General features: G+C 72.3%; 11 protein-coding genes. 4 read left to right on the top strand and 7 right to left on the bottom strand.

Translation table 11 applies throughout. The annotated features are described in order from the left end of the window. Positions 1-288 precede the first annotated feature (288 nt). Entirely contained in the window at positions 289-924 is a 636-nt protein-coding gene (locus TNCT6_RS11040; RefSeq protein ID WP_253266076.1) for a uridine kinase, read from the bottom strand. A 128-nt stretch (positions 925-1,052) separates the two neighbouring features. On the opposite strand from TNCT6_RS11040, the gene TNCT6_RS11035 reads away from it, so the two are divergent. Further along, a complete protein-coding gene (locus TNCT6_RS11035; protein WP_141359051.1) occupies positions 1,053-1,451 on the top strand; it encodes a hypothetical protein in 399 nt (132 codons plus the stop codon). A 92-nt stretch (positions 1,452-1,543) separates the two neighbouring features. Here the strand turns inward: TNCT6_RS11035 and TNCT6_RS11030 are convergent, their stop codons facing one another. The 3 genes from TNCT6_RS11030 to deoC are packed head-to-tail and all read right to left on the bottom strand — an operon-like array spanning position 1,544 to position 4,861. Continuing rightward, the gene (locus tag TNCT6_RS11030) at positions 1,544-2,461 is read right to left on the bottom strand and encodes an aldehyde dehydrogenase family protein (RefSeq protein WP_141359049.1); all 918 of its coding nucleotides are present in this window, start codon (positions 2,459-2,461) and stop codon (positions 1,544-1,546) included. After that, positions 2,454-3,905, bottom strand: a complete 1,452-nt coding sequence (locus tag TNCT6_RS11025) for an aldehyde dehydrogenase family protein (protein ID WP_141359041.1) — start codon at positions 3,903-3,905, stop codon at positions 2,454-2,456. Before TNCT6_RS11025 ends, TNCT6_RS11030 begins: the two co-directional genes overlap by 8 nt. A gap of 5 nt (positions 3,906-3,910) precedes the next feature. After that, positions 3,911-4,861 (bottom strand): deoxyribose-phosphate aldolase, encoded by a 951-nt coding sequence (gene deoC / locus TNCT6_RS11020; protein WP_141366321.1) that lies wholly within the window; start codon positions 4,859-4,861, stop codon positions 3,911-3,913. Positions 4,862-5,021: 160 nt separating this feature from the next. Here deoC and TNCT6_RS11015 point away from each other — a divergent pair, with 160 nt between their 5' ends. Next, the gene (locus tag TNCT6_RS11015) at positions 5,022-5,690 is read left to right on the top strand and encodes a PH domain-containing protein (protein ID WP_141359039.1); all 669 of its coding nucleotides are present in this window, start codon (positions 5,022-5,024) and stop codon (positions 5,688-5,690) included. 98 nt (positions 5,691-5,788) lie between these two features. Here the strand turns inward: TNCT6_RS11015 and TNCT6_RS11010 are convergent, their stop codons facing one another. The 3 genes from TNCT6_RS11010 to TNCT6_RS11000 all read right to left on the bottom strand — a co-directional run bounded on the left by TNCT6_RS11010 (position 5,789) and on the right by TNCT6_RS11000 (position 9,137). After that, a complete protein-coding gene (locus TNCT6_RS11010; RefSeq protein WP_141359037.1) occupies positions 5,789-7,444 on the bottom strand; it encodes a phospho-sugar mutase in 1,656 nt (551 codons plus the stop codon). A gap of 284 nt (positions 7,445-7,728) precedes the next feature. Next, the gene (locus TNCT6_RS11005) at positions 7,729-8,553 is read right to left on the bottom strand and encodes a purine-nucleoside phosphorylase (protein ID WP_141359035.1); all 825 of its coding nucleotides are present in this window, start codon (positions 8,551-8,553) and stop codon (positions 7,729-7,731) included. Positions 8,554-8,699: 146 nt separating this feature from the next. After that, a complete protein-coding gene (locus TNCT6_RS11000; protein ID WP_141359033.1) occupies positions 8,700-9,137 on the bottom strand; it encodes a gamma-glutamylcyclotransferase in 438 nt (145 codons plus the stop codon). 106 nt (positions 9,138-9,243) lie between these two features. On the opposite strand from TNCT6_RS11000, the gene TNCT6_RS10995 reads away from it, so the two are divergent. Then, entirely contained in the window at positions 9,244-10,716 is a 1,473-nt protein-coding gene (locus TNCT6_RS10995) for an NAD(P)H-quinone dehydrogenase (protein WP_141359031.1), read from the top strand. A 337-nt stretch (positions 10,717-11,053) separates the two neighbouring features. Then, entirely contained in the window at positions 11,054-12,013 is a 960-nt protein-coding gene (locus TNCT6_RS10990; RefSeq protein WP_141359029.1) for a DeoR/GlpR family DNA-binding transcription regulator, read from the top strand. Positions 12,014-12,080 lie beyond the last annotated feature (67 nt).

Here is a 12,080-nt window from a genome sequence, read left to right as displayed (position 1 = left end):
AGGGAAAAAGACGGGGGAACCGGGGGAACAACGGGGACTCGGGGGATCGGGGGATCGGGGGAACCCCTGGGGACACGGGGGAACACGGGGGAGTGTGGGGGAGCACCAAGGAAGCGGGACTGGAGGACCGGGGGGTCTGTCCAGTCCCGCTTTCGCGTGCGCAGGCGCCTTGACGCGAGAGAGGCGCTCCGAGGCACGTACGACGACGGGGGCGTACGGGGCGCGCGTGGTCGCGTACAAGGCGCGTAGGCGCGTACGAGGTGTGTACTCCCCTGTGCCGTACGCCGGTTACGCGGCCGTCCGTGTCTGCGCCTGCCGACCCGCCGCCGCGGCGGCCAGCCGGCCCAGGGCCTCGTCCCGGGCGCAGGCGTGGGCGCCCAGCGCGACCTGACGGGCCACGATCGACCGCTCGGCGCGCATCAGCCGCCAGCCCCGGCGCAGCAGGAACGGGACCGACTTGCGGCCCTCCTTCAGGTCCCGGAGGAAGCGCCGCCGGAAGGTCCTGACCGGTCCGCGGTTCAGGCACAGCGCGTCGGCCAGGACACCGAGTTCCCGGCAGCGCCCCACGATCTCGGCGGCGAAGACGCCCTCCGCGATGAACAGCGGGGTGCGGCCGATGTGCAGCGTGTCCTCACCAGTGCGGGCGCTCAGCGAGATGTCGTACACCGGCACGTCCGTGGTGCCCGTCGCGCACAGCCGGCTGATCGCCGCGACCGCGACGTCCGCGTCCCACGAGCCGGGGTGGTCCCAGTCGATGTCCGAACTCCCCGCCACGAGCGGCAGGGTCGGGTCACCGGCCTCCTTGTAGAAGTCGTCGAGGCGCAGCACGGGCAGTCCGGAGCGGGCGGCTACCAGGGACTTGCCCGAGCCCGAGGGGCCGCACAGCAGCACGACACGGGCGGGTGACGGGGGATGAAGGCTCACGGAACACCAGTTTGACGCATGGTGGCCCGCCTGCCGACCCCGCGGGTCGGCTTTGGAACGTGGGTTACGTCTCAACTACCCTGTGCGCTGTTCCCGTTACCCACCGCATCCGTAAGGCGGCACCAGTCATGGCTCGACACGCGTCCTCCCCCCGCTCCACCGCCCGGCGCGTCCTGGTCGCCGTGGCGACCGCCGGGGCCGCCCTGGGTGTGGGCGCGACAACGGCCTCGGCGGACATCCTCCCGGGCGGGGGCGAGGGCCGCCTGCTCGGCTCCCTCGGCAGGGCCGACCCGCAGACGGGCGTGCAGGCACTGACCGGCACCGTCGGCCACACCACCGGAACGGTCACGGCCCTCAAGCCCAACCCCCTCGCGGGCACCGGCGTCGACCCGCTCGACAACGGCGTGGGCACCCAGCTCGCCGACTTCCGCCCGGTCGGTTCGAAGATGCTCACGGGACCGGTGGCCCAGGCCCCGTCGGTGGGTGCCGTGCCGGTCGTCGGGCAGGTGCTCGGGTCGGTGCGCTGACGCGCGCACGCGGAGAGCCGCGCCTCCCCCGGACGGAGGGGAGACGCGGCTCTCGTCTGTGCAGGCCGCCGCGGTGCGGCGCCCCGGGCGGCTCAGTACGACGAGCCGGAGGCGCCCAGCGAGCCCGTCGGGTGCCAGACCGTCTTGGTCTCCAGGAAGGCCGTCATGCGGTCGATGCCCGGCGTCGCGAAGTAATCCACAGGCTGTGGACGAAGGACGCGCTTGAGGTTGTCCGCGGCCGCGACCTCCAGCTCCTTCGCCAGCTCGGCGCCGGCGCCCGCGAGGTCGATCGCGTTGACGTCCTGGTGTGCGGCGAGCGGCGTGGCGATCTCCGCCGTACCGCCGGACAGGACGTTCACGACACCGCCCGGCAGGTCGGAGGTGGCCAGCACCTCGCCGAGGGAGAGCGCGGGGAGCGGGTGCTTCTCGCTCGCGACCACCACCGCCGTGTTGCCTGTCGCGATCACCGGGGCGATCACCGAGACCAGGCCCAGGAACGACGACTCCTGCGGGGCCAGGACGGTCACCACGCCCGTCGGCTCGGGGGAGGAGAGGTTGAAGTACGGGCCCGCGACCGGGTTGCCGCCGCCCACCACCTGGGCGATCTTGTCGGTCCAGCCCGCGTACCAGACCCAGCGGTCGATCGCCGCGTCGACCTGCGCGGCCGCCTTGACCTTGGACAGGCCCTCGGCCTCGGCGACCTCGCGGACGAACTGCTCGCGGCGGCCCTCCAGCATCTCCGCGACGCGGTAGAGGATCTGGCCCCGGTTGTACGCGGTCGCGCCGGACCACGCGCCGAACGCCTTGCGCGCGGCGACGACCGCGTCACGGGCGTCCTTGCGGGACGACCGCGGTGCGTTCGCCAGCCAGTTGCCCTTGGAGTCGCTCACCTCGTACACCCGGCCGCTCTCGGAACGCGGGAACTTGCCGCCCACGTACAGCTTGTAGGTCTTGAGGACCGAAAGCCGCGGTTCGGTCGTCGCCCCAGACTTCTCGGACTTCTCAGACATCGAGGTACGCCTCCAGGCCGTGCCGGCCGCCCTCGCGGCCGAAGCCCGACTCCTTGTAGCCGCCGAACGGCGAGGTCGGATCGAACTTGTTGAACGTGTTGGACCAGACGACACCGGCGCGCAGCCTGCTCGCCACCGCCAGGATCCGGGAACCCTTCTCCGTCCAGATGCCCGCCGAGAGCCCGTACGGGGTGTTGTTGGCCTTGGCGACGGCCTCGTCCGGGGTGCGGAAGGTGAGGACGGAGAGCACCGGGCCGAAGATCTCGTCACGGGCGATGGTGTGCGCCTGGGTGACACCGGTGAACAGCGTCGGGGCGAACCAGTAGCCGCTCTCGGGCAGTTCGCAGGCGGGCGACCAGCGCTCGGCGCCCTCCGCCTCGCCCTGGTCGGCGAGCGTGGTGATCCGGGCCAGCTGCTCGGCGGAGTTGATCGCGCCGATGTCGGTGTTCTTGTCGAGCGGATCGCCCAGACGCAGGGTGGAGAGCCTGCGCTTGAGGGAGTCCAGCAGCTCGTCGTGGATCGACTCCTGCACCAGCAGGCGCGAGCCCGCGCAGCAGACCTGTCCCTGGTTGAAGAAGATGCCGTTCACGATGCCCTCGACGGCCTGGTCGATCGGCGCGTCGTCGAAGACGATGTTGGCGCCCTTGCCGCCCAGTTCGAGGGTGAGCTTCTTGTCCGTGCCCGCGACCGTGCGCGCGATCGCCTTGCCGACGGCCGTGGAGCCGGTGAAGGCGACCTTGTTCACGTCCGGGTGCGCCACCAGCGCGGCGCCCGCGTCGCCGTAGCCGGGAAGGATGTTGACGACACCCTTCGGCAGGCCCGCCTGGCGGCAGATGTCCGCGAAGAACAGCGCGGAGAGCGGGGTGGTCTCGGCGGGCTTGAGCACGACCGTGTTGCCGGTCGCCAGCGCCGGGGCGATCTTCCACGCCAGCATCAGCAGCGGGAAGTTCCACGGGATGACCTGGCCGGCCACACCCAGCGGCTTCGGGGACGGTCCGAAGCCCGCGTGGCCGAGCTTGTCCGCCCAGCCGGCGTAGTAGAAGAAGTGCGCGGCCACCAGGGGCAGGTCCGCGTCCCTGGTCTCCCGGATCGGCTTGCCGTTGTCCAGCGTCTCCAGGACCGCCAGCTCACGGCTGCGCTCCTGGACGATGCGGGCGATGCGGAACAGGTACTTGGCGCGCTCGGAGCCGGGCAGCGCCGACCACTTCACGAAGGCCTTGCGGGCCGCCTTGACCGCGCGGTCCACGTCCGCCTCGCCGGCCTGGGCGACCTCGGACAGCACCTCCTCCGTGCTGGGGGAGACCGTCTTGAAGACCTTGCCGTCGGCGGCCTCGGTGAACTCGCCGTCGACGAACAGGCCGTAGGACGGCGCGATGTCGACGACCGACCGGGACTCGGGAGCCGGTGCGTAGGCGAAGGGGGAAAGCGGGTTTTCCGTGTTCATGGGGCTCAGTCCACCGTCACGTAGTCGGGGCCGGAGTAGCGGCCGGTGGCCAGCTTCTGGCGCTGCATCAGCAGGTCGTTCAGGAGCGAGGAGGCGCCGAAGCGGAACCAGTGGTTGTCCAGCCAGTCCCCGCCGGCGGTCTCGTTGACCAGGACCAGGAACTTGATCGCGTCCTTGGAGGTGCGGATGCCGCCGGCCGGCTTCACGCCCACCTGCACGCCGGTCTGCGCCCGGAAGTCACGGACGGCCTCCAGCATGAGCAGCGTGTTGGCCGGGGTGGCGTTGACGGCGACCTTGCCGGTGGAGGTCTTGATGAAGTCGGCGCCCGCCAGCATGCCGAGCCAGCTCGCGCGGCGGATGTTGTCGTACGTCGACAGCTCGCCGGTCTCGAAGATGACCTTCAGGCGGGCGCTCGAACCGCAGGCCTCCTTCACGGCGGCGATCTCGTCGTACACCTTGAGGTACTTGCCGGCGAGGAACGCCCCGCGGTCGATGACCATGTCGATCTCGTCGGCGCCCGCGGCGACCGCCGCGCGCACGTCCGCCAGCTTGATGTCCAGCGGCGCCCGGCCGGCCGGGAAGGCGGTGGCGACCGAGGCGACCTTCACGGCCGAGCCGGCCACGGCCTCCTTCGCGGTGGCCACCATGTCGGGGTACACGCAGACCGCGGCCGTGGCGGGGGCCGTACGGTCCGTCGGGTCGGGGTGGACCGCCTTGGCGCCGAGCGCCCGGACCTTGCCCGGGGTGTCCGCGCCTTCCAGCGTCGTCAGGTCGACCATCGAGATGGCGAGGTCGATCGCGTACGCCTTCGCGGTGGTCTTGATGGAACGGGTGCCGAGCGAGGCGGCGCGCGCCTCCAGGCCGACCGCGTCGACGCCGGGCAGCCCGTGCAGGAAGCGGCGCAGCGTGCTGTCGGACGCGGTGACGTCAGCGAGAGGGGGTGCAGTGGTGGGCATGGTCACCAGGCGAGCATATCTACGCGCGTAGCGGCTGTACACCCCTTGAGTCCAGATTGTGCCTCCGGCCATATTCCGCCGGGTGCTGGTCTCCGTGCCCTCATCCGCGCTCCCGCACCGCGGATGAGGGCACCCACGGACGTCGGGCACAATCGGGGCCATGACGACGCCCGAGCACGAACCCCCCGCGCCGCAGCCCTCCGCCTCCGAGTTCCAGGACCGGGTCCACCGGTCGTCCGCGGGCATCGCGGGCGGTGTCCTGCTGCTCGCCATCATCCTGTGGCTGGGCGTCGACGCGCTGGTCACCGGCCAGGGCCGCACCCCGTGGCTGGCGCTCGCCGGGATGATCCTCGCGGTGCCGCTCGTGGTCGCCTTCACCGTGCGGCCCGCCGTGTACGCCAACGCCGACCGGCTGCGCGTCCGCAACCCCTTCCGCGTGATCGTGCTGCCCTGGGGGCAGGTCTCCGGCCTGCGCTCCGGCTACTCCAACGAGGTGTTCGACAAGGCGGGCACCAAGTACCAGCTGTGGGCGCTGCCCGTGTCGCTGCGGGCGCGCAAGCGGGCCGCCCGCCGGCAGGCGCGGGCCACCGTCGCGACCGCACGCGCGACGGGTGGCACCAGTGCCGGCGGCGCCGGTGACACCGCTGCGGACCGCGATCCCATCCGGACGGACACCGACCAGTTCATGAACGACCTGCGCGAGGTCCAGGAGGCCCGCGAGCACGCCGAGTCCGCCCAGGGTGAGGTGACGGTCCGCTGGGCGTACGAGATCGTGGGTCCGGCGCTGGCCGGTGCGGTGGTGCTGGCGGTTCTGATCGCGGTGGGGTGACGCGGGCGCGGCGGCGTCACATCGCGTGACCTTCGGAACGGAACGGGTGCCCTCCGAGTGAGGGCACCCGTTCCGTTCCGGTTCGGTCTTCGTACGGGTCAGATGCCCGCCGCCGCCGACAGGTCCCGCTTGATCGACGCCAGCAGGGCGTCGGCCCTGCCACGGGCCGCCGGGAGGTCGGCGTGGGTGCCGACCGGGATCACGACCTCCAGGTAGCACTTCAGCTTGGGCTCCGTGCCGCTGGGGCGGACGATGACGCGGGCGCCGTCGAGGGTGTAGCGCAGGCCGTCCGTGGGCGGCAGCCGGTCCGTGCCCCGGGTGAGGTCCTCGGAACGGGTGACCGGCAGGCCCGCGAGCGCGGTCGGGGGCTGCTCGCGCAGGCGCCGCATCGCGTCGGCGATCAGCGAGAGATCCTTGACGCGGACCGAGAGCTGGTCGGTGGCGTGCAGGCCGTGCTCGACGGCGAGGTCGTCCAGGAGGTCCAGCAGGGTGCGGCCCTCCTCCTTGAGCCGGGACGCCAGTTCGGTGATCAGGAGGGCGGCGGTGATGCCGTCCTTGTCGCGCACGCCGTCGGGGTCGACGCAGTAGCCGAGGGCCTCCTCGTAGCCGTAGCGCAGACCCTCCACGCGGGCGATCCACTTGAAGCCGGTGAGCGTCTCCTCGTGGGGCAGGCCCGCCTTCCCGGCGATGCGTCCGAGGAGGGAGGAGGAGACGATCGACTCCGCGAAGGTGCCGGTCACGCCACGGGAGACCAGGTGGGCGGCGAGCAGGGCGCCCACCTCGTCGCCGCGCAGCATGCGCCAGTCGGTGCCGTGCCCGACGGCCACCGCGCAGCGGTCGGCGTCGGGGTCGTTGGCGATGATCAGATCGGGGCCGGTCGCGCGGGCCCGGGCGAACGCCAGGTCCATCGCGCCGGGCTCCTCCGGGTTGGGGAAGGCGACGGTCGGGAAGTCCGGGTCCGGCTCGGCCTGCTCGGCGACCAGGTCCGGGGCCGGGAAGCCGGCCCGGGCGAACGCGGCGAGGAGGGTGTCCTTGCCGACGCCGTGCATCGCCGTGTAGATGGTGCGGGCCGTGCGCGGCGAGCCGGGGGCGAGGACCGCGTCCGTACGGGCCAGGTAGGCCTCCAGGACGGAGTCGTCGAGGATGTCCCAGCCGGAGTCCGGGCGGGGCACCGCGGTGAGCGTGGTGATCGCGTCGATCTCGGCGGCGATTCCGGCGTCCGCCGGGGGCACGATCTGGGAGCCGTCGCCCAGGTAGACCTTGTAGCCGTTGTCGCGGGGCGGGTTGTGGCTGGCGGTGACCTCCACACCGGCGACCGCGCCGAGGTGCCTGATGGCGAAGGCGAGGACCGGGGTGGGGAGGGGGCGGGGGAGCACGGCGGCGCGCAGTCCGGCGCCCGTCATGACGGCGGCGGTGTCGCGGGCGAAGTCGGCGGACTTGTGCCGGGCGTCGTAGCCGATGACGACGAGGCCGGCGTTCTCGTCCCCGTGGGCGGCCCCGTTCTTCTTCAGGTACGCGGCGAGGCCTGCGGCGGCGCGGATGACGACGGAGCGGTTCATGCGCATGGGCCCGGCGCCGAGTTCGCCGCGCAGGCCGGCGGTGCCGAACTGGAGCGTGCCGGCGAAGCGGGCCGTCAGCTCCTCGGTGTTCTCGGCGGTCGGGGCTTCGAGGAGCCGGGCGAGTTCGTCCCGGGTGTCGGCGTCGGGGTCCTCGGCCAGCCACGCCTTGGCCCGTGCGATGAGGTCGTCGTGCACGTTGGGGTCAGCCTCTCGTGAGTTTGTCGGCCTGGGCCGTCTGCCTCCGGCGGGTGGGTGCCGGGGCACCTGGGATGCGTTGGGGGCGGGGCCGTGGGGCGCCTCCGGCCGCCGCGCGCGAGCGTACTGCCCGGAGTTCCGGGTCCGTGCCGGGCGGAGAGCGCCGGGCGGAGCCGAAGTGCGCGGCAGGGGCCGCCGGCGCACCCCACGGCCCCTTCCGCGGTCCGGCGGCTCCCCCTTCACGGGTGCCGCCGGGCGTTCGGCGTGCCGCGGTGTGCCGGGGTCTACAGGCGGCCCAGCACCTGGGTGAGCAGGGATCCCATGCGGGTGGCGCTGTCGCGGCCCGCCTGGAGGACCTCCTCGTGGTTGAGGGGCTCGCCGGTCATGCCCGCGGCGAGGTTGGTCACCAGGGAGATGCCGAGGACCTCCGCGCCCGCCTCGCGGGCGGCGATCGCCTCCAGGACGGTGGACATGCCGACCAGGTCCGCGCCGATGGTGCGGGCCATGCGGATCTCCGCCGGCGTCTCGTAGTGCGGGCCGGGGAACTGGGCGTAGACGCCCTCCTCGAGGGTGGGGTCGACCTCCTTGCACAGGGCGCGCAGGCGCGGCGAGTACAGGTCGGTGAGGTCGACGAAGTTGGCGCCGACGATCGGCGAGGTCGCCGTCAGGTTGAGGTGGTCGCTGATCAGCACCGGCTGGCCGGGGCGCATGCCCTCGCGCAGACCGCCGCAGCCGTTGGTGAGCACGATCGTCTTGCAGCCGGCCGAGACGGCGGTGCGCACACCGTGGGCCACGGCGGCCACGCCCCGGCCCTCGTAGTAGTGGGTGCGGCCCAGGAACACCAGCGCGCGCCTGTCCCCGATGGCGTACGAGCGGATCTTGCCGCCGTGGCCCTCCACCGCGGGCGGCGGGAATCCGGGCAGCTCGGTGACCTGGAACTCGGCGTCGGGGGCCCCCAGGGCGTCGACGGCCGGTGCCCAGCCGGACCCCATCACGAGGGCGACGTCGTGGGACTCGGCACCGGTGAGTTCGCGCAGGCGCGCGGCGGCGGCGTCGGCGGCGGCGTACGGATCGCCCTGGATGTCGTCCGGAAGAAGAGATGCGTTCACGCGGATGAGCGTAGCCGGTATTCGCCTACGCGCGTAGATGTCAGTGGTCACGGCAATGCGATCGTTGTCTTGTCGTTTCCGGCGAGGGGTGGCGCCGGAGGGGCCCGCACGGGCTTTCGCTCAGGCCTTCGGGAGCCCCGCGCCGCTCAGCACGGCCGCTTCCGCAGCTCCATCACATAGTCGTGGGGTGCCCCCGCCGACTCCGCCGCGTCCGCGATCTCGCCGAGGTAGCGGGCGGAGGGGAGACCGCCCTCGTAGGCGTTGAGGACGTAGACCCAGGCCGGTTCCTCGCCGTCCAGGGTGTGGATGCGCACACGTGCGCGCCGGTAGACGTCCATGCCCACCCCCACCCAGCGGTCCAGGACGTCCTCGTCCATCGGGGCGATGTCGTAGAGGGCCACGAAGACCTGGGAGATCGGATCCTCGACCAGGGTCGCGAGCGCGCCCTCCCAGCCCACCTGCTCGCCGCCGAAGGTCAGCCGCCAGCCGTTCAGCCAGCCCGTGGCACGCAACGGCGAGTGCGGGGCGCGGCTGGACATCAGCCCCGCGTCGAGATTGCCGGCGTATGCGGCATAGAGCGACATGCGTCGAGCGTACGGCAGCCGCGCACCCGCCTCACGGGTCCCAGGCGCAACGGGAGAGCACCGCGTCGACGCCCCGGGGCCGTAGCACCTTGAACGGTGCGGGACAATGGAGTACGTGACTCGGATCGTGATCATCGGTGGTGGACCCGGCGGCTACGAAGCGGCGCTGGTGGCGGCGCAGCTCGGCGCGGAGGTGACCGTCGTCGACTGCGACGGTCTGGGCGGAGCGTCGGTGCTGACCGACTGCGTGCCGTCGAAGACCCTTATCGCTACGGCCGAGGTGATGACCACCTTCGACTCCTCGTACGAGGAACTGGGGATCATCGTCGCCGACACCTCCTCCGACGGCGGCCCCGCCCAGGATCTCCCGGCGGACCAGGCCGGCCGGGTGGTGGGCGTCGACCTGGGGAAGGTCAACCGCCGGGTGAAGCGGCTGGCGCTCGCCCAGTCCCACGACATCACCGCCTCCGTGACGCGGGCCGGCGCCCGGGTCGTGCGCGGGCACGGCCGGCTGGAGGGCATGCAGGCGCTCGACGGGTCGCGCACGGTCGTCGTCAGGGCCGCCGACGGAAGCGAGGAGAGGCTCACCGCGGACGCCGTGCTGATCGCGACCGGCGGCCACCCGCGCGAGCTGCCCGACGCCCAGCCGGACGGCGAGCGGATCCTCAACTGGACCCAGGTCTACGACCTCACCGAGCTGCCCGAGGAACTCATCGTGGTCGGCTCGGGCGTCACCGGTGCCGAGTTCGCCGGCGCCTACCAGGCACTCGGCTCGAAGGTCACGCTGGTGTCCTCCCGCGACCGCGTGCTGCCGGGTGAGGACCCGGACGCGGCCGCGGTCCTGGAGGACGTCTTCCGCCGCCGCGGCATGAACGTCATGGCGCGCTCGCGGGCCGCCGCGGCCAAGCGGGTCGGGGACCGTGTGGAGGTGACGCTGGCGGACGGCCGGGTCATCACGGGCAGCCACTGCCTGATGGCCGTCGGCGCCATCCCCAACAGCGCCGGGCTCGGCCTGGAGGAGGCCGGCGTCAAACTGCGCGAGTCCGGTCACATCTGGACCGACAAGGTGTCGAGGACGACGGCTCCGGGCGTGTACGCGGCCGGCGACGTGACCGGAGTCTTCGCGCTGGCGTCGGTGGCGGCGATGCAGGGACGCATCGCGATGTACCACTTCCTGGGCGACGCGGTGGCCCCGCTGAACCTGAAGACGGTCTCCTCCAACGTCTTCACCGACCCCGAGATCGCCACCGTCGGCTACACCCAGGCCGACGTGGACGCCGGCAAGATCGACGCCCGCTGCGTGAAGCTGCCGCTGCTGCGCAACCCGCGCGCCAAGATGCAGGGCATCCGGGACGGCTTCGTCAAGATCTTCTGCCGTCCGGGCACGGGGATCGTGGTCGGCGGCGTGGTCGTCGCCCCGCGCGCCTCGGAACTGATCCACCCCATCTCGATCGCCGTCGACAACAACCTGACGGTCGAACAGATCGCGAACGCCTTCACCGTGTACCCCTCGCTGTCGGGGTCGATCGCGGAGGTGGCACGGCAGTTGCACACGCGCAAGGCGACGGCCGAGGCCTAGGGTCTTTCGTTTGAATCATGCCGGGCTCGCGGGCCCTGGCACCGCTCCTCGCCGCGTTGTCGTCGGTTGGCAGGGCTCCGCCCTGCCGCCCTCCTCCGCCTTGCGATGCACGGCACCAGACCCCGCTCCCTGATCCGGCCTGATCCAAACGAAACACCCCAGGCGGGTCCGGCGTCCGGGCCGACTCCCCGCCGGTCACGGGGAGTTGCGGACCATGCCGGTGGCACGGGCAGGGGGACCAGGCCCTATACCACTTCGCACCCTGCCCTGCGAACAACTTCTGCTATTCGGCGCAAACTGCTGAAAGCAGACGGTCGCTGGGGTTACTGTCAGTTTCGTGTTCGCTGCTGAACGTCGCCAATTGATCCTCGAAATGGTGCGAGCGAACGGTGCCGTGTCGCTCCGTGAACTCGCCCGCGTCGTCCAGACCTCCGAAGTGACCGTACGGCGGGACGTGCGGGCGCTGGAGGCCGAAGGACTCCTCGACCGCCGGCACGGCGGTGCGGTACTCCCGGGTGGGTTCACCCGGGAGTCCGGCTTCCCGCAGAAGTCGCATCTCGCGACCGCGGAGAAGACGGCCATCGCCGACCTCGCCGCGAGCCTCGTCGAAGAGGGCGAGGCGATCGTCGTGGGCGCGGGTACCACCACTCAGGAACTCGCCCGCCGGCTCGCCCGGGTTCCCGGCCTGACCGTCGTCACCAACTCCCTGCTGGTCGCCCAGGCGTTGGCCCATGCCAACCGCGTGGAGGTCGTGATGACCGGCGGCACGCTGCGCGGCTCCAACTACGCGCTCGTCGGGTCGGGGGCGGAGCAGTCGCTGCACGGGCTGCGGGTGTCCAAGGCCTTCCTGTCGGGGAGCGGGCTGACGGCCGAACGAGGCCTGTCCACCTCCAACATGCTGTCGGCGTCCGTCGACCGGGCCCTGGTCCAGGCCGCCGCGGAGGTGGTGGTCCTCGCCGACCACACCAAGCTCGGTACGGACACGATGTTCCAGACCGTCCCGACCGATCTCATCACCCGCCTGGTGACGGACGAGCCCCCGGCCCACGACGACCGCGCGGCCACCGAGCTCCAGGCCCTCGCCGACCAGGGCGTCCAGATCGCCGTGGCCGGCGCGACGGGAAACCCGGTGGCGGACCAGCCCCCGCCCCGCGACCGTCGCCGTGAGGTCCCGCTCCCGGGTCCCCGCCGCACCCAGCCGCCGAGCGCGAACCTCCGCCCGGCGTCCCTGGGCGGGGAACAGCCGAACGGCACGGAACGCCCGGCCGCGCGGGTGGCGGACCTCCGGAGGCGATGAAGGCCTCCGGACCGGCCTCGGGACTTTCGGACCGTCCTTGGGGAGGACTTCCGGCCGTCCTCGGGAA

Origin of the sequence: Streptomyces sp. 6-11-2 (assembly GCF_006540305.1) — a bacterium.
Classification (GTDB): domain Bacteria; phylum Actinomycetota; class Actinomycetes; order Streptomycetales; family Streptomycetaceae; genus Streptomyces.
The sequence above is the reverse complement of the archived record's forward strand: the minus strand, read 5'-3'. Positions and strand labels throughout refer to the sequence as shown.